12 protein-coding genes are annotated in these 18511 nt (G+C 51.6%); 7 read left to right on the top strand and 5 right to left on the bottom strand.

Features of this window, described 5'->3' with window-relative positions; translation table 11 throughout:
- On the bottom strand, positions 1-2076 hold the full coding sequence (locus BUB30_RS29900; RefSeq protein ID WP_178377230.1) for a tetratricopeptide repeat-containing sensor histidine kinase: 2076 nt from the start codon (positions 2074-2076) through the stop codon (positions 1-3).
- Between the two features lie 360 nt (positions 2077-2436).
- Here BUB30_RS29900 and BUB30_RS29895 point away from each other — a divergent pair, with 360 nt between their 5' ends.
- From BUB30_RS29895 to BUB30_RS29870, 6 genes are all read left to right on the top strand, one after another.
- Positions 2437-2919 (top strand): DUF6252 family protein, encoded by a 483-nt coding sequence (locus BUB30_RS29895; protein WP_073141969.1) that lies wholly within the window; start codon positions 2437-2439, stop codon positions 2917-2919.
- Positions 2920-2984: 65 nt separating this feature from the next.
- Positions 2985-3473: a hypothetical protein gene (locus BUB30_RS29890; protein WP_073141967.1), complete on the top strand. Its 489-nt coding sequence runs from the start codon at positions 2985-2987 to the stop codon at positions 3471-3473.
- Positions 3474-3542: 69 nt separating this feature from the next.
- Entirely contained in the window at positions 3543-5231 is a 1689-nt protein-coding gene (locus BUB30_RS29885) for a hypothetical protein (RefSeq protein ID WP_073141966.1), read from the top strand.
- A gap of 25 nt (positions 5232-5256) precedes the next feature.
- Positions 5257-11640 (top strand): hypothetical protein, encoded by a 6384-nt coding sequence (locus BUB30_RS29880; protein WP_073141964.1) that lies wholly within the window; start codon positions 5257-5259, stop codon positions 11638-11640.
- 17 nt (positions 11641-11657) lie between these two features.
- Entirely contained in the window at positions 11658-12197 is a 540-nt protein-coding gene (locus BUB30_RS29875) for a hypothetical protein (RefSeq protein ID WP_143165144.1), read from the top strand.
- A gap of 2 nt (positions 12198-12199) precedes the next feature.
- Positions 12200-14362: a fibronectin type III domain-containing protein gene (locus BUB30_RS29870; RefSeq protein ID WP_073141960.1), complete on the top strand. Its 2163-nt coding sequence runs from the start codon at positions 12200-12202 to the stop codon at positions 14360-14362.
- Between the two features lie 9 nt (positions 14363-14371).
- Here the strand turns inward: BUB30_RS29870 and BUB30_RS29865 are convergent, their stop codons facing one another.
- From BUB30_RS29865 to BUB30_RS29850, 4 genes are all read right to left on the bottom strand, one after another.
- On the bottom strand, positions 14372-14968 hold the full coding sequence (locus BUB30_RS29865; protein ID WP_073141959.1) for a cadmium resistance transporter: 597 nt from the start codon (positions 14966-14968) through the stop codon (positions 14372-14374).
- Between the two features lie 92 nt (positions 14969-15060).
- Complete coding sequence (locus BUB30_RS29860) at positions 15061-15408, bottom strand: cupin domain-containing protein (RefSeq protein WP_073141957.1); 348 nt, start codon at positions 15406-15408, stop codon at positions 15061-15063.
- A gap of 121 nt (positions 15409-15529) precedes the next feature.
- Complete coding sequence (locus BUB30_RS29855) at positions 15530-16312, bottom strand: porin family protein (protein WP_073141955.1); 783 nt, start codon at positions 16310-16312, stop codon at positions 15530-15532.
- Between the two features lie 335 nt (positions 16313-16647).
- Positions 16648-17208: a helix-turn-helix domain-containing protein gene (locus BUB30_RS29850; RefSeq protein ID WP_073141953.1), complete on the bottom strand. Its 561-nt coding sequence runs from the start codon at positions 17206-17208 to the stop codon at positions 16648-16650.
- 874 nt (positions 17209-18082) lie between these two features.
- On the opposite strand from BUB30_RS29850, the gene BUB30_RS29845 reads away from it, so the two are divergent.
- On the top strand, positions 18083-18409 hold the full coding sequence (locus tag BUB30_RS29845; protein WP_073141951.1) for a hypothetical protein: 327 nt from the start codon (positions 18083-18085) through the stop codon (positions 18407-18409).
- Positions 18410-18511 lie beyond the last annotated feature (102 nt).

The raw sequence follows: 18511 nt of genomic DNA, 5'->3' as shown, positions 1-18511 counted from the left end.
TTAGACTACGTTTAGGATGATCTCTACTTTTGTTCCGGTTGTCGTGCTTCCGTCGCCGCCGAGGCTGGTGAGGGTGACGGCGCCGTCGTGGGGTTGGCCGTTGAACATGCGGATGCGTTCGGCGGTGATCTTCAGTCCCACGCTCTTGTGGTGCGGTTTGTTCTGGGTGTTGTATTCCTTCGACTGGGCGATGCCCACGCCGTTGTCCTGGATGGTGTAGCGGATCTGGTCGTCCTGGAGCACGGCGATGATGGTGAGGTACAAGTCCGGCTCTTCGCTGGGTGCGAGGCCGTGCAGGATGGCGTTCTCTACATACGGTTGGATCAACAATGACGGCACGCGATAGTCGCCGCCCGCCAGCACGGGGTCGATGTGGAGGGCGAGTTTGAATTTGTCGTTGAAGCGCAGTTGCTCCAACTCGATGTAAAGCTTTAGCGCCTCGATGTCTTTCATGAAGGGCACGATCTCGTTCATGCTGCTGTCGAGGATGCCGCGGATGAGGATGGAGAACTTGCTGAGGTAGTCGGACGCCTGCCGCTTGTCGTTTTGCATGATGAAGTTCTCGATGCTGTTGAGGCTGTTGAAGATGAAATGCGGGTTCATCTGCGAACGAAGAATTTGGGTCTGCATTTCAGCCCGCAGTTTTTGGGTCTGCATTTTGGTGCGGAGGTTGCGTTGATAGAGCACGACGCCGAGCGAGCCGATAATAAACGCCGAGCCCAGCAGATACAACAGCAACGAGCGCCGGTTGCTTTCGAGCTCCAGATTTTTCACGGTGTTCTCCGATCTCAGCAGCTGGATCTGCTGCTCCTTTTGCAAAAGGTTATAGCTTATCTCCAGGTCGTTGAGATCACTCCGCGACTTTTCGGTGTTCAGCGAATCCTCGAGGTGGTTGAACAGGATTTGGTCGCGCAAGCCGGTCTTGTAATCGCCCGTGCGGTTGGCGATGCGCACCAGGTTGTCGAGCGCGAGCAGGGAAAATATGGGAATTTGATTTTCGCGCGCCGTGGTGAGTATGAAGTTCAGGTGGTCGCGTGCGCGATCGTAACGTTTCAGGCATGTGTCGAGCGCGGCATAGTTGAGGTGTGTCTTGCAAAGGTTCCACAAGTCGTCGGTAGGCGCCAGCAGCTCCAGGTTTTTTTTCAGGATCCGTTCCGCCTCCGGGTATTTCTTTTTCGACATCAGGATCAGCGCCATGATATTTTGATTGACAATGCCAGCTTCCTGATTCTTGACTTGACTGATCCGTGCGTTGGAAAGCGTGAGGTAGTGCAGGGCGGAATCGAACTGATTCAACTCGCCGTAAAACTCCGCGACGTTCGAGGCGGTTTGATGATAGGCCCGGTTCAATCCAACCAGGTAGGGCAACGCATCTTTTGAATATTGAATGCCTCTTTCAATGTCGTCCATTTCATTGTAGAGCGTGCCGAGGTTGGCCAGCGCAATGCCCAGGTCTGGAAAATTTTTATTGGCCCGGTGGCCCATGATCGCGATCTGAAAATAGCGGATCGCGGTCCGGTACATCCCAAAATATTGATACACGGTGGCGATGTTTTGGGAGAGCGAATTTTTTTGTGAAAGCGTGTCGGGCATGGCGTCCATGGTAGACGTGAGGATGTCCAGGTAGCGGAAGGTGGAGTCTTTGTTGCCGTTTTCGGAATAGACTTCCATGATCTCGCGCGTAGCCTGGAGATTGTATGGATTCAACTTGTCGGGGAAATAGGGCAACACTCGCTTGTAATAAACTATGGCGCTGTCGAACGCGACAAGTTTATAGGTAAAGGCTTTAGCGATGTCGAAAAGAAATATCCCTTTCAGCGTGTCGACCTTATTCTTCACGGCCATTTGATAGCCCAACCTCGACCACTCGTAAACGTTCGTGAACCGGTCTGAATAGATCGAGTCCCGAATGGCCCCGACCAGGAACTTCATCCGGGCAGCATCGTCTTTCAGGTTGAAATAGTTTTCGGGAAGCCCGGTGTGACCGGGAAGGCGAACCACGCCTTCTTGTGCCCACATCGCTGTGTTCAGGAAGATGAGCAACGCTGCTCCGTATAGCGTGAGTGGTCTTTTCATGAAGGAAGGCAAAGGTTGCCAGGTTGAAGCATACGGGTTTCGGTTTCTGAAAATAGCAATTAAATCTTTGACGTCCATAAAATTACAGCAAACAATGGCCAGCCAAATCCATATTCAATAACCTGCGGGCATCGCTGCGCATTCGGCGGCCGTTGCCGCATAACCGGCAGAATCGGCCGGGCACGCGACCGTTGCACGTTTGCCGCCGACTATGCAATGAGCGCCGCCGGGCACGCACCCGCAGTTTCGGCGCACTTCCCTTCACGCTAGTTTCACAAGCAATATCGGCCAGCGCTCTCTTCTGGCGGATGTGAACAGGTTCATCCCTGTAAAGACTGATCACATAAAGGTAAAAGACCCATGAAAAGAAATCCCCTCACCCTGCTGGCACCGATCGTGTTATTGATCGCCTGCCACCACAACGACGATGAAGCGGTTGCGCCGAAAAACACCATGAGTGCAACGCTCGATGGCAAGACGGCCAATATTACCGAGATGCAAGCCACCATCGATCCCGTCAACACCGAGATGTTGAGCATTGTCGCCTCGCTTGACGGCAATCACGAAAAGCTCCTGGTCGTCGGCATGCCATACAAGACTATGAAAGAAGGCGAAAGCGTTGAATTGGAGTATGCTTCCTCCAACAGCGCCTACATCATGTACACCCCCAACAATTGGGCCGACACCTACGCCGCCGGTTCCTCTCAAAATGGGCACGGGCAAATCACCGTTACAAAAAATGATCTGAAAGGCCGGAAGATAGAAGGCAATTTTAACGGCAGCTTAAGAAGCGCCACCGAAGCATTGCCCTGCTCGAATGGAAAATTCTCCGTCGTCTACTAACGAGTCGGAAACCTTGTAGGCTCTCACAGTTATCTCCTATCAAAAAAGACAAACTCAAAAGACCCATGAAAAAGTATGTAGTAACCTTGTTGGTGCCGGCGATGATCCTGCTCGGCTGCAACAAAAGCGATGATGCCGCGCCCAACATCCCGGAAAAAAACACCATGAGCGCCTCCCTCGACAACACCAAGCTGAACATTACGGAGGCACACACCATGGTAGACTCGGACAACAAAGACATCCTGGACATTCTGGGTTTTATCGATGGCACCACTACCAAGGCCCTCGCCCTCGGTTTACCTTACAAAGACATGAAGGAAGGCCAAACCTATGAGCTCATCAAGGGGGCCGACTTCAAAGGATTCATCTATTACACCACCGACAGTTTTCATGATATCTATGGCGCCGGTCCCAACGACGCCGGAGTAGCCCAGATCGTGCTCACACGGAATGACCAAAAGAACCGGGTACTAGAAGGCACCTTCCAGGGCACCTTGCAACACGACACTGACGAGCTCATCGTTTCAGAAGGCAAATTTCTAGTGAAGTACTAAATCACACTATTCATCTGGTTCATCATGATGGCTTCATCCCTTCTTTACCGGAAGCAAGATGACAGGTGTGTGGCTAAAATCCGTGCGGGTGTTTTTGTGATGGTGATGTGGGTTGGATTTTTGCCGGCAACTGTCGCGCAAAACCTGGAAGGTCTCGGGCAACAAAAGCCCATGACCGTTTCGGGGAGTCTTTCGGCGCGCGCCATCTTCTATGGCGCCAACGGCATCGCCAACCGGCGCGAACCGTTCTCTTATATTTTGACGGGCAATCCGGTGCTCAGCTTTTACAACACGCTGGTGGTCCCGCTGTCGTTCACGTATAGCGAACAGGATCGTGCGTTTCGGCAGCCTTTCAATCAGTTTGGGATGAGCCCTTACTACAAATGGCTCAAGGTGCATGCGGGGTATCGAAACATCACCTTTTCGCAGTTCACATTGGCCGGCCATACATTTTTGGGTGGTGGCTTTGAAGCCAACCCGGGCATGCTTCGCGCGGGATTTATTTATGGGCGATTCAATCGTGCCACACCGGTGGATACGTTATCGAAAACTTATCAACCTTACACGTATGCCAACTTTGGTTTTGCCGCCAAGATCGGCGTGGGCAAGGGCAGCAATTTCATCGACGCCAGTGTGGTGAAGGCGCACGACGTGGCCAACAGCGTGACGTTGCCGGCGAATTTAAAAGGCGCCGTCACAGCGGGTGAGAACCTGGTGGTGGGTTTGAATGGCCAGGTCCGTTTTTTAAAAATGTTTACGTATTCGCTCGAGGTCGCCACCAGCATCTACACGCGCGATAGGACAGCCGAGTCGAACGTGCCACCCGCGAACGACGGCATGATTAAGGCTGCGGGAAAATATATGGTGACGAATGCCACTACGGAACGCTACAACGCCTGGCAAACCTCGATCGCCTTTCAACAAAACAAAACGTCGGTGCGGGTTCAATACCGTCGTGTGGATCCGGATTATAAAAGCATGGGCGCCTACTTCTTTAATAACGACCTGGAGAATGTCACCGTCGCCCCGGGCACGGCGCTGCTCAAGGGAAAGCTCAGGGTCTCGGGCAGCATCGGGTTTCAGCACGACAACCTGAATAAGCAAAAGCAGACGACCAGTCACCGGGTGATCAGCTCGGCCAATGTGTCGGCCGACATCACGGAGCGGCTTGGGGTGGACTTCAGTTACTCGAATTATTCTAACACGCAGCAGCGGCGCACGGTGTTGTTGCAGGATTCATTTCGCATTGTGCAGGTGTCGCAGAATTTTTCACTCACACCGCGCTATATCGTGGCTACCGAAAAACGTGTGCATGCGCTCGTGGTATCGGCCAACTACAATCTTTTCTCCAGCGTCGACAAAAGCGTGGACACCAACAGCGATACCAAGGCCTACAATGCTTTTGTGAACTATCAAATCACGCTGGTGCCCACCAACCTCACGCTGAGTGGCAGCCTAAACTACACCGACGTGAAATCGGCCAGCTTCGAGCAAGGCAACTATGGGCTCACCCTGGGCGTGAACAAGATCTTCGACAACAAGCTGACGGCAGGTTGGAATGGCTCCTTTCTCAAAGGACTGAACACACAAAACGATGGACTCATCCTCAACCAAAGCCTGCTGCTGAGCTACAAGGTGACGAAGCATCATACTTTTGGTGTCAACCTAAGTTATATCAACAACCGGTCACAACAGCTCACCTATGCTCCCTCCTATTCCGAGTGGAAAGGCGACGTGAACTATCGCTACATATTCTGATGTCACCATTCAAAATGATCACGAAATGAAAAGCATCCCTCTCCCGAACGAAAAATCTATCCTCGCCATCTTTCTGCTGGTCGTGCCGCTTTCGCTGATGGCGCAAAGCGTGAACATCTCCTCCGTGCAGGTCGTGGCTCCCTACTCCCCCATGCTGGCGGACTATGCCAACAACCCATCGAAGATCGTGATCACCACACAACTGTTGGGTGCAGGGGAAATAAAAGTGAGGCTATTTGCCACGCTGAAGGGCGACAACGGGGTGGAAATAAAAACAAACCTGAGCGCGTTCAACTCACTCGATGAGATCACGCTCAATGCGGCCACGCCGGTGAAGGTGGTGAACGCCATGGCTATCCGCAACGTGTTCGACTTGACCGGCGTGGATGTGACGGGCACGAGCGCAGCCAACCTCTCGGCCAATGGCCTTCCCAATGGGAACTACCAGTTATGCGTGCAGGCCTACACGTTGTTCATCGATCCGGCCAGCGGCCAGCAGACCATCGTGCAGGCCTCGGATGAGAAATGCAGTGCCACGTTTGTGATCAGCCCGCCACCGGTCACGGTCACCATCGCCAACGTGCAGACCGTGCCGCCGTATTCGGCAAACTTGTCCGACTTCCTAAACAACCCTTCGAAATCCATCATCACCATCAACAGCAACGTGACGACGGGCGAATACAAGATCCGTTTGTTCGCCACGCTGAAAGGCGACAATGGCGTGCAACTGAAAACCAACACGAGCGCCTTCAACACGCTGGATGACGTGGTGCTGACACCCGCCAGTCCCACGCGTGTGGTGAACGGTTTGTTTATTCAAAATCTTTTCGAGCCCAATTTTGTCGACTTCCAGGGCATCACGGCCACACAACTGCAAGAGACCGGGCTGCCACCGGGCAACTATGAACTTTGCGTGGAAGCCTATCGCGTGCAAACCGACCCCGCTGGGGGACAGACCATTGTGTCGGCATCGAACTCTACTTGCAGCAATCCTTTTGCGGTCACGGCGTCATCGGCGAGTGTTTCGGTGGTGAATGTGCAGATCATTCCGCCGTATTCGAATCGGCTGTCTGATTTTTTGAACACGCCTTCAAAAGTGATGATCACCGTCAACAGCAATGTTTCGATGAGCGGCTATAAAGTGAAACTGATCGCGACCTTGAAGGGCGACAACAACACGGTGATCGCCACCAACGCGACGGCCATCGACAATCTTGAAACGATCACGCTCAATGCCGGGCCTCAAACGCAGGTGTTGAATGCTACGGCTGTGAGCAATTTGTTCAATGCCGAGTATGTGAGCTTGCAAAACATCAGCTACGAGGCGTTGGTGAATGGCGGCGGGTTGCCGGAAGGGGTCTATGAACTTTGCATCACGGCGGTCGCTGCGGAAGCCAACCCGCAGCTTGGCCAGCAGAAGGGGGAGGCGCTTTCGCCGGAACGTTGTAGCAATCCCATGGTGGTGACCGACCTTGAGCCGCCGGTCATCATCAACCCGTTTTCGGGGAGTGATGTGGAGGCTCATCTTCCGCAGAACATTGTGTTCACATGGTCCATTCCGGCAGGCGCCAAGCCTGGTTTACAATACGATTTCAAGGTGGTGGAAATTCTGGACTCGATGCGCAATGTGAACGACGCCATGCAATCAGCAACGGATCCGGCTTTCTTTGAACGCACCACCCAGTCCAACGTGCTTTTGTTTGGGCCGGGTGAACCGACGCTCACGCCGGGCAATCGTTATGCTTACACCGTAACGGCGCTCGATCCAAACAACACGCAAGTATTTCGCAACGGCGGTCGCAGCGAGGTGGGTTACTTCACCTACCGGCCTTCGAAAAAAATACCTGCACCTATTCCACCCCAATCCAACCCTCCGGAAGATAAAAAAGACGACGAGCCCGAAAATCCCATCGCACTCATGGATGCCCCGGAGTTGGATTGCTCCTGCAAGAAAACCGTCTCCGACAAAACCGTGAACAACGCCAACGCCAAACCGGGCAGCGAAGTGCAGCTCGGTGCGTTCAAGCTGACGCTGGGCAACGACGTGGTGGAGAAGAGTGGGAAGCTCTCGGGATCGGGAACTATCCCGGTGCCCTTTCTCAACAACAAGCTCTTGAAGCTGCGCGTGGTGTTTGCCGACCTGGAAGTGAATGCATCGAACCAGGCCGTGAAAGGAACGGTGAAAGCGAAACGCAATGGCAACGCCGTCTCCGTGCTACCGACGGCAGACAAACCGGATGTGAAGCCCGCACCATTTTCCATTAACGACATTACGAAGGTTGGTGACTTTGTGAAGAACACCGCCAACAACGCCATTGCGAGTGTGAACAACTCCATCAACTCGGCAGGATGGGAAATGCCCTTTGGTATGCAAACCGAAATTGAAGGGGAAGCCGTTACGGTGGCGATCACGGATGTGGTCTTCACACCCGAGCAGGCCGGGTTCAATGCCTGTCTGGCGTTCGATATCCCCGAAGGCAACGACACGCACACCTTGGCCCTGGGCGCCAAGAATGTTTGCCTGAAAGACAACACCGGTCTCTGCGGCGACGCCGTGTTGTTCCTGGTGGAAGACCTGAAGATCAACGAACTCAATTTCACGTTTGTGAAAGCCACCGGCAACAACGATTCGCAGGCCGGCACCTATGCCATCATCGACCCCGACGGCTTCAAGCAATTGCACGTGATAGCGGAGTATGAATTTTCGCAGAGCGTGATCGTAAACCAAAAAGACAAAGGTCCCGTGAAGGCCACCTTCGAGACCGACATTAAAAGCTGGAACAATTGGTATGCGTCGGTGAGCATCGATTCGTTCTATGTGGCCGGCTATGAAGAGTGGGGATTCAATTTGAAAAAGCCCGCCGTGTTCGATCACTCCGACACCTTTAACCCCGATGACATCCCCAAAGACAAGATCGAAGGCAAAGCCAATCATTTGGACAAAACCTGGAAAGGGTTTTTCTTCTCTGACCTCGAGGCTTCACTGCCCGCGTTGATCAAACGCGCCGACGACAAGCCGATCAGCCTCAGCGTAAAAAATTTCATGATCGACAAACAGGGCCTCACCGGCGACATCAGTGCCGACGACGTGCTGGCCATCAGTGACGGCGATCTCGACGGCTGGTACTACTCGCTGGACAACATCAACGTCAGGTTTGTGAATTCGTCGTTCATCAAGGGTGGGCTGAATGGAAAACTGTTGTTGCCCACATCGGGTGATCCCGAGAAGACACACCAGGATGAATTGGATTATACCTGCACGTTGAGCCAGCCGCCACAAAAGGACAGCAGTATGGTGTTTCAGTTTGTGATCAAGCCAAAAGACAATCTTCATGTGAAGCTGTGGGCGGCAACGATCAATCTCGACAAGACGTCGAACATCACCGTGTCCAATGCCAAAAATAAATTCAACGCCGTGGCTACCCTGAATGGCGACATCAGCATCGAGGCCGACTTGAGTCCCATACCCAAACTGAGCTTTAAGGCAATGCAATTTCAGGACCTGAAGCTGATGACGAAGGCGCCCTATATCGCGGGCAAGGTGAACTTTGGTTTCGCCAGTCCTCAAAAAACGGCGAGCGGATTTCCCGTGACCATCAGCGCGATCAAGCCCGAGCTGAAGGGCTCGTCGGCGGGGGTGACGTTTGATCTGAGCATTTCGTTGACCGACATCGCTGCCTTGCCAAAGGGCACCTTCAACCTGGGGGTGATTGGCGATATAGCATTCAAGGATGGCCGACCGTCGTGGGGCAATCCTCACTTGGAAGTAAATAAGATTGAAGTGAAGGGTCCGCTGGGGCCGCTCGATCTGAACGGCGAGATAGATTTCTTTGACAAGGATGCGACGTATGGCAACGGGCTGCGCGGTGGCATAGAAGTGAAATTGTCGCTTGGCGTGACCAAGATCAAAATTGACAGCCATGTCATGTTTGGTCAGACGTCTTTCAACTATTGGTATGTCGATCTCTCCTATCTGCAAAGTATCGGCACGCCCATCGTGCCACCAGTATCGTTATTTGGATTAGGGGGCGGTGTATACTACAACATGTCGAAAGCGCAGGACATTTCCCCCGCTGCCTTGCTGAACGGTGTCACTAACGACTTGAACCGTTACAAGCCGCAAAGCAACGTTATCGGGTTTAAAGCGAGCGTGGTAGTGGGCGTGGGCAACGGAACACCATTTCATGCCAAGGGGGAATTGAGCATGGAGTTCACCGACAAGTTCGGCGTGCTGCAAGTAGGGCTCGACATCGATGCCGCCATGATGGCGGAACTCACGTCCGACATCAATGCGGCACCCATCAACGGACATGGTCACATCGGTTACGATTTCGTTCAAAAAATATTCGACGCCGGCGTCGGCCTCAATGTGAATTACAAGGCCATCACGGGCAGCGGCTTCCTGGCCGTGAACATCAACGGGCAAAATGGCGAATGGTATTTCCTGCTGGGAGAACCCGACAAACGCGTGAACGTGAACCTGGCGAACCTCGCCACCATCAACGCCTACTTCATGATGGGCTCGAGCATACCGGGCATTCCCGATCCGCCGGCAGCGATCCTCAAAGACTTTCCCGACTACAAAAGCTCGCGCGACCAATCCGTCTATGCCAACAGTCTTAATCCCGGCTTTGGCTTCGGTGCCGGCCTGGCGTACGGACCCGTGGACCTGACCTTCCTGATGTTCTATATGCACTTCTCGGCGATCATCGGCTTCGATGTGAACATGCGTCAATATAGTGTCGGTTGCAACGGCGACAACGACTTGCCGGGGGTGAACGGTTGGTATGCAAACGGACAGTTCTATGCCTTGGCGAAATTTCTGTTCGGGATCAATCTCGACGTGTGGTTCTATTCCGGCAAATTCAATATCGCGGATGTTGAAGCGGCAGCACTGTTCAATGCAGGTCTCATGAATCCGACGTGGTTTGAAGGATGGCTTTATGGACACGTCGATGTGCTGGGCGGGTTGATCTCGGGCACGATGCACTTCCACGCGATGGTGGGCGAGAAATGTGTTCCAGCCAGCAATCCGTTGGGAAGTGATCTTCCCATCATCTCGGCACTGAAGCCTTCGAATGCGGAATCGGACATCTCCATCGCCCGCAATCCGCAAGCCGCGTTCAACTATCCTGTGAACAATGCCTTTGATGTGACCAGCCACAGCGACAAAGGCGACGAGGTGCTGCGCTCCATCCGCATCGACCTGACGGATTTTACGGTGAGAAGAACGTCGGACAATGTAATGGTCGCCGACCTGAACAACAATAAGAATATGTCCATGACGGAAGAGATGAAGCTCGCGACGCTATACACGGCGGAAGCTTTTGATCCTCAAACCGAATATACGATCACCGCAACCGTGAAAGCCTTCGACGCCAAAACAAATCAACCGTTGCTGTTCAAGGGAAACCCCATTATCGAAACACAAGCCACCACCTTCAAGACCGGCGACTGCCTCCATCGCCTCGACGAGAATGCTCAAATGATGCTGGGAAGTTACCCTTTCAAAAATCAACGCTACCTCCTGCAAAAAGAACAACCCACCGGATTTATTCAACTCGACAAAAATTATCCCTGTCTCATAAACGATCCGGGCTACGACCTCATCGCCCAATTTGTGTCCTACAAAACCCCCAGCCAGACGAGCCAGCAAGAAGTGCCCGTGCAACAGGCCGGCGACCGGCTGACGTTTACGATCCCCACGTTGCCGAATGAAACCATCACAGCATTGCGGATCATCAAGCGCAGAAAAGTAAATAAACAGATGATGGCACAAAAAGTATCACTCACTGCCGACAGCAAAAACCTTTACGTGAGCGGACAAGGTGAACAGTCCAATTCGCTCGACGTCACGAGCAACGTCATCAGCGGCAATTCCGAGTCGGCCGACAAGGCGAAAGACCTGGAGCTCTACAGTTATTATTTCCGGACCAGCAAGTACAATACGCTGGCGGAAAAACTCAGCCATGGCGATCAAAGCGTGGTGGCCCGGCGCGATGGCATCGGCAACCTGGAAGGCTATGCTGCCGACTTTAATTTTGAAGAAGGCTTTGATGTCTACGACGTGACGGAAACGCAGTTCGAAGCGTTTGGCGACAAGTATGTGATCTACCCGTTGGTGCATATTTCGGAAGCGGCGCCGGGAAATAGTTGGATACAGAATTATGTGAAGAATTCTTTCTACGCGAACTGGAAAAATGCCTCGCTCAATAGTGGCGACTATTCGGTGGACATCCGTCCGATCAACATCCGGAAGTACGCCACCGGCGCGCAATGTCTGACGTTTGAACCGTCGCTCAACCCCGTTGGATTCCTGCCGATGACCGCCGAGTCACCGTTGTCGGAACTGGAGATCACTACCGCAACCAGCAAGGTAGCCCATCAGTATGCCCTGAAATTCAAATAACAAAAAGCCATAGCCTTATGAAACGTAAATCAATCCATGTCCTCCCCGCCATCATCCGAATTTGGCTAGCCCTAACCATGAGCACCGGCGCCTTCGCGCAGATGTCGAAAATGTCGTTCTCGTCGGCGTTTAGCCTGTTGAATTCGGGAAGCAGTTCCAGTGGCGGCGGCTATATGCCGGTGTCCGTCTTGGGCTCAACCTATACCAAAAAAGCAACGATCGGATATGGCATTCCTTTTCAGATCGGCATGGAACAAAGTATAGTGAGGACCAACCTCAGCTCAGCTATCGCCAACGACCCGGATCAGTTCAACAATCTTTCCGAAGATGTTCAAGCTGCTTTGTGGACGTTGGCGTATGGTGAGTTTGTAAAAATCTCCAATACGCCCGTGAATGTGAAACTGGAATTTCGATACAACCCGGCGCAGTTGTATGTGTACGGCAGCATTCAATCGGACTTCATCGACAACGGCAGCTCATCCCCAAACGATCCGTTGGTTTACAAAGCGCCCAAAACGGCCGTGAGTGGAACAAAGACCATCGTCATTAAGAAATAACCATGAGAACGTTCATCATTCTTCTTGTGCTTTTCGCCGCCTTGTCACCTGTCCTGGCACAGACAAAGAACAACACGCCGCAAACGCCTAAACGCAACGGACCAACCTATGTCAAAGCTCCAAAAGACAGCGTTCCGCCGTTCCACAACCTGCAGGTGATCGCGCGAAGCTATGGCGATTCGGTGGTGCTGCGCTGGGCGCCGGGTTTGGCGACGCTGTGGTACTTCGCGAATAAGAGTGGCTATGTGGTGACCCGTTATGAAGTGGATCAGAAAAAAATTGACCTTTCCACCAAGAAAGTTCTCCAGGCCACTCCCATCAAGCCCTGGAGTCTCGAAGAATGGAAACGAAGGGCACAGCGAAGCGATACGTTGGCCGCCGCCGCCGCGCAGCTTTTGTATAGCAAGTCCAAAGCCGAGGAAACCAAAAAGAAAAAGAACACCGGCACCAGCCTCAACGAATCGCTGAACCGAAAATATGAATTGGAGAACGAACACAGCATGGCGCTCTTCCTTGCCGATCAATCCGCCTTCATCGCCATGGGGCTGGGTCTTCGCTTTACCGACAAAGACTTTAGCAAGGGAAAACGCTATGTCTACACGGTGCATGCCCTGACCACGCCAACGCTCATCAAGTCTGACACCGGTGGTGTGATGATCAACACCGCCGAAGCATTCTCAACACCGGAGATGCCTCACATCGCTGTGGAAGCGCGTGACCGGGTCGTGAAATTTTCGTGGAGCCGGCTGATGGGGAGCGCTTATTTTACTGGCTACTATTATGAACGATCGGAAGATGGCGGCAATACCTTTAAGCGTCTCAACAAGAAACCTTATACGCAACTCACCAAGGAAAATGAAGTCACCCAAGCTTCCCTGATCACGCTCACGGATTCGCTTCCGCAGAATTACAGGCTATATCAATATCGCATCGCAGGCATCACCCCATTTGGCGACGCCGGAAAATTCTCGCCCAACCTGCGGGTGATGGGAAGAGACAAGCGACCGCCCCAAGCGCCGGAACAAATCGCAGCAACCCATAGCAAAGGAAAACAAGTATTGCTCACCTGGAAGAAACGGATCAAAGAACCCGATCTCGCCGGCTATCTCGTGGGACGCAGCACAGCGGCCACCGGCCCCTTCATCCCGCTCATCACCAAACCACTCCTCACACAAACCCTCCAATTCACCGACACCACGGCCGATGTCTATGGGATGAATTATTATGTGGTCTCCGCGATCGACACCGCCGGCAATGCGGGTGTCTCCATTCCCGCCTACGTGATCATGAAAGACTCCATCCCTCCCGCCAAACCGCTTGGCCTCATGGGCAAGATCGATACAACAGGCCTCGTTCACCTCCACTGGAAGCCCGGCAAAGAGCGCGACCTCATGGGCTACCTTGTCTACGCCGCGAATGATCTTAGCCACACGTTCACGGTGGTGTCAAAAGATTTTGTCGCCGACACTACCTTCACCGACAGTGTGACCTTGCGAACGCTCACCAAAAAGATCTTCTACAAAGTGGTGGCCTTCGACAAGAACCGGAACCCAAGCCTCTACTCGGACCCGCTTGCCCTGAAGCGCCCGGATAAGGTTGCTCCCGTATCGCCGGTTTTCACCAGCTTCAACGTGTCGGATACCAGCGTGGTGTTGCTTTGGGCGGCGAGCACCAGCACGGATGTGTTGACGCAGGAATTGTATCAGCGGGAAAAGGGAAAAGAATGGGTCCTGCTCGCCAAACTCGATGCCAGGGCGTCATCCTATGTCGACCGAAAGGTGAAGAAACAAAGTTGGTATGAGTACACCCTCCAAGCCGTCGACGATGCAGGGTTGCGCTCCGAGCGGTCGTTCCCCTTGAACGTGCGGGTGTATGACACCGGCAATCGGCCCGATGTGCAGGGGCTCACCGCTACAAAAAGTAAGGATGGAAAATCCGCCGTGGTGTCGTGGAAGTATGCGGAGAAGGGGAACTATCATTTTATCCTCTTCCGGTCGGTCAACGGCAAGGACAAAATGACCTACAAAAATCTGCCTGGAAGTAATCGCACGTTCACCGACCCGGGATTGAAAGGAGGCTCGTACGAATATTTTGTGAAAGCCGTTTACCCCGACGGCGGCGAATCGTTTCTCTCCAAAGCTGTGAAAGTGGTAATTAGTGACTGATGACGAGTGCTACATGGAGATCAAACTCACCACATCGCTCTCGTTCAAAATATAAATTCCTAACGCGATCAGCACAAACGGTGTGACGACGTGTCCATACTTATCGATGGCCTTTGCCATGAGCGGATGTCGCGAGAGATAACGGGCCAATAGACACCACACCGCCGTCATCACAAAAAAGATAGAGACCACCGTGATCTTTTGCGGCCACGCCAACGTGGCAAAGAGCGGCACGTAAATGCCGATGTTGTCTCCTCCATTGGCTATCGTGACTCCCGAAACGATCCAGGGATTGCTGCGGTTTCCCACCCTATCGGTTAGCTGATTTTCATCCTCCGGCTGCTCTTTGCTGAAAAGGCGTACAACTCCTTTTATCCCAAGGTAAATGGGCAGCAGGCCCAGCAAGCCGATATACGCTTTCCCGATCACCAGGCCGATCAGCGAGAAAACAAGACTGATCCCGATCAACGCCGCGATGCCGACGAATTGGCCCAGGATGATCTCACGTGGTTTGAAATTCCTGTCGCCAAAGAAAAGCATGAGCAGAAAAATGTCGTCGATGTTAGAAGAAACAAAGGCAAGAATGCCTGTGGCGATTACCTCCATAAAAAAATATGAACACAAAGGTAACGATAGAAATGAAAACTAAAATGATAGGCAACCCAGCGAAATTATGTCAGGGGCAACCGGCAAGGATTTCAACTCACGTCTTCGTAGCCACTCTTAATGACGGTGGAAATCATTTTAAATCGCTCCTTCGCCATGATCGCGTTGCGGCTGTGCGCCGGGATGATGATGGACTGCCCTGTTCCGAGCGCGTACGACTTGGCGTCGATCAGGATCTCAGCGGTTCCTTCGATGACTTGAATAAACGTGTCGAACGGAGAGATCTTCTCTGTGAGCGCTTCTCCCGAATCAAACGAGACGGCGCTGACATTGCCTGTTGTTTTCCGAATGATGGTCTTGATCACCACTGAATTGGGGACATATTCGAGTATTTCCACAACAATAAAAATTTTTGATTTTTCAAGGTCTAAGGTTTCCACGGAAAAATGAGTTATGCGTGAACAGTTCGCTTAAATAATACACTGCGAGACTGTAAAATTAAGCCGCTTGCTGCCCGGTTTCATTGCAAATTCCGTGAAAGAAGTTATATCAATCACACATTCACCTGGTCATGTTGGGGCATATCCGGAATTGATATCCAACAACCACTACACCGGCGCCGGTCCTGTTCTTTCCGTTTGCTTCATCTTTCTGAATGGGGATAAAACCATAGTTGCCGCCGCCTTCAATAAAGATGCTGTTGTTATTGATCAGGGCGTAGCTAAATCCAATGTGCCCCGTGACCCCAGCGTTGCAGCGGTGCAATTCGTCCTTGATCTTCTCCGTGTTATCAAAAGACTGCGCCCCGATGGGAAGCGCCTGCGTGTGTTGCTCGTCCAGGTAGATCTCGCTGGTGCCGCTGGTCTTGTTCTCGGCCGACACGAGCACGCTCACAAACGGTCCCATGGCCACATAGAAATTCCAATGCGGTCCCATGCTGACGCGGTATTTGCCGAGAAGCGGAAACATCAGATAGTTAATTTTTGCAGTGCTGTTGTAGTCGGCATAGAGATAGGGCGGCACCTGTCCCTCGGCAAAAAAAGGCCGCAACCCGGCGGGTACTGCAAATGCCTGATTCCCATTTTTCTTTCCGCCTTGCGAGGAGTATTCCACTTGGGGCTGAATGGAGAAATTTTTTGTGAAATGAAATTCGGCAAATAGCGCGACGTCGGCTCCCAACCGCGACGTGTAGCCGCTATTGATCGGGTTTGAATCACTACCCGAAGACAGGCTCGGTATGCTAAGACCGCCTTTAAATCCCAGGTCCACCGAGTATTGTGCCGAGCATGGAAGCAGACCCAGAAATAGAAATGACGGAAGAAGAAAGAGATTATGATTTTTCATAAGCTCAGAATTTTAATAACCATGGTATTTACGTTTTCGAGCGTCGCGGGACGTTGTCGTCCCGACAGGAGCCGGTGCTACCGGAGAGGTTTTCACTCTGTATGTTGGGCTATCCGCAACGGTCAGTGGCGGTTCTTCGCCCACGGCATTCTTTCTTTGGTGGTGTGTTTTAGCAAATATGGCAACGCAGGAGCAGGCAAGCGTTGCACCTAAAAGGCAATGATTTGCATTTTTTACACTTTTCTAAATGCAGTGTTCGTAGCCAATGGAAAATACAAGGAGGTGGACTTCCTCAAATCATCTCCGTCACGGGAAGGATACGGCCATGTTTTCGATCACAAGTCCTCCAGGTTGGCCGTGCGCTTCTGCCGGAGTTTTTTAAAGAAGGAGGGTGAGAGTCCCGTTATTTTTTTGAATTGGTTGGACAAGTGAGAAACGCTGCTGTAGTGAAGCTTGTAGGATATTTCGGAAAGGTTCATTTCATCATACAACAAGAGCTCCTTCACTTTTTCAATTTTGTGCATGATGATAAAATGCTGAATCGTGATCCCCTTGACCTCCGAAAAAATATTGGACAAGTAGGTGTAATCATAATCCAGTTTCTCGCTGATATAGTCGGAATAATTTACCGTCGGCAATTCTTCGGAATAGTGGATCATTTCGATGATAACGGTCTTGATCTTGTCGATCAGAATACTTTTTTTATCGTCGAGCAATTCAAGACCCGACCGTCCCAACGTCTCCTTTAGCCGCTGGCGCTGCTCGGGGGTGATCTCCTCCAGGATTTCGACCAAGCCCAAGTCCAGGGCCGTATCGTGGAGTCCGAGTTTTTCCAGTGCCTCCTTCACGATCATTTTACATCGAAGACTGACCATGTATTTGATGTAAAGTTTCATAGCATCATTGTATTTATCACCCGCAGGGGAACCGTTTTATGTGAGCGGTGGTTCCCGTTTCGCACGTTCTGGATCATTGGATATTCCCCGTCAATAGGATGGGTTTAGGTTTTTCAGAGCCAAAAGGTGCATGAAATTGGTTTTGGCTGGTCAACAGCGCCGGTCCGGTCAACATGTCCAAGCACGGGCTCCTAAACCAGGTAAGCGGGGGCTATCTTCAAAAATTTACACAATATACCGCTTTCTCGCTTGAGAACGGTGCCATTCTCCGATTTCCTTGGAGATGAATACACTAAAAAATCGCCGGAATGAGTGAAGCGTGTTTTGTGTTGTACCCGTCTTGATCCGCCTGTCCGGGCACGATCAAAAATAAGGGCGGAATTTTGAGTTCCGCCCATTGCCAACTACAGCATATACTTAGAGAGGGTTCAGTTTCATAAAGTTTTTGGTGAGCTGTATTTGACGGGCGAGATGCAATGCCCCGGCACAATCGGTTTCGCTTCCTATAATTTTGTCACTTTAAGGAAGCAACACGTAAAGATGAAGAAATTACCAACAGCGTGCGTTATACTTAAAACACGCATTGTTATAAATGTTACATATTGACCCTTCACAGGAACAGCATGGTTACAAAGCTCACGGAAGATGTTAACGAAGATGTTCTGTCATCCAAACGTTTGTGTTTGACGCTTTCGCTTTTTAAATCTGCGAATAATACAAGTCTTTACCCTTCGCTTGTAACACATTGGAAATACCGGATGCCCATCTTGTGAAGCTTTATAAGCGTTGTCTGGATTTTCAAAACCATTGAACAGACGCCGTAAAGTGATTTACTCAAAGTAAATCCAACAAAGTAACATAACACAACTGTAATATGATTGACACCGGGCAATACATCGTAACCGAAACACACACTTTCGGTATTCAGGACTTTCCCGAAGTTGAACAGGAAATAATAAGGATCCGGGAGAAAACCTCGCGCATGCCTAGTCCCTATAAAGCAGACATCATCATTTCCTTTCTAAAGGACCACATGATAAAATCCGAATGGGTGCTTGCCGATCCGGAACTCGTCGCCCTCATCACCTCGAGCCAGGCGGGCACAAAAAATCTTGAACGGCTGTTTGCCAGCAGCCAGAAAAATATTCCATTCCTTTTTGGTCTGGAGAACTATATCCGTAAAATTTTATTGTCACCCTGACGCCTGGTCATCAATCAGTGATCGATATAACAAATCGCAAAGGTTGTGTAATGCTTTCCGGCGTGTAGACCAGGATCTTTGTGTCTTTCCAATGGGAAAAAA

Origin of the sequence: Chryseolinea serpens, assembly GCF_900129725.1 — a bacterium.
Classification (GTDB): domain Bacteria; phylum Bacteroidota; class Bacteroidia; order Cytophagales; family Cyclobacteriaceae; genus Chryseolinea; species Chryseolinea serpens.
The sequence above is the reverse complement of the archived record's forward strand: the minus strand, read 5'-3'. Positions and strand labels throughout refer to the sequence as shown.

What these genes read in the sequence shown, in the direction of transcription:
- BUB30_RS29875 (WP_143165144.1), top strand. Translation starts at nt 11,658, where the DNA reads ATGAAACGTAAATCAATCCATGTCCTCCCCGCCATCATCCGAATTTGG.
- BUB30_RS29895 (WP_073141969.1), top strand. Translation starts at nt 2,437, where the DNA reads ATGAAAAGAAATCCCCTCACCCTGCTGGCACCGATCGTGTTATTGATC.
- BUB30_RS29850 (WP_073141953.1), bottom strand. Translation starts at nt 17,208, where the DNA reads ATGAAACTTTACATCAAATACATGGTCAGTCTTCGATGTAAAATGATC.
- BUB30_RS29890 (WP_073141967.1), top strand. Translation starts at nt 2,985, where the DNA reads ATGAAAAAGTATGTAGTAACCTTGTTGGTGCCGGCGATGATCCTGCTC.
- BUB30_RS29855 (WP_073141955.1), bottom strand. Translation starts at nt 16,312, where the DNA reads ATGAAAAATCATAATCTCTTTCTTCTTCCGTCATTTCTATTTCTGGGT.
- BUB30_RS29900 (WP_178377230.1), bottom strand. Translation starts at nt 2,076, where the DNA reads ATGAAAAGACCACTCACGCTATACGGAGCAGCGTTGCTCATCTTCCTG.
- BUB30_RS29865 (WP_073141959.1), bottom strand. Translation starts at nt 14,968, where the DNA reads ATGGAGGTAATCGCCACAGGCATTCTTGCCTTTGTTTCTTCTAACATC.
- BUB30_RS29880 (WP_073141964.1), top strand. Translation starts at nt 5,257, where the DNA reads ATGAAAAGCATCCCTCTCCCGAACGAAAAATCTATCCTCGCCATCTTT.
- BUB30_RS29845 (WP_073141951.1), top strand. Translation starts at nt 18,083, where the DNA reads ATGATTGACACCGGGCAATACATCGTAACCGAAACACACACTTTCGGT.
- BUB30_RS29870 (WP_073141960.1), top strand. Translation starts at nt 12,200, where the DNA reads ATGAGAACGTTCATCATTCTTCTTGTGCTTTTCGCCGCCTTGTCACCT.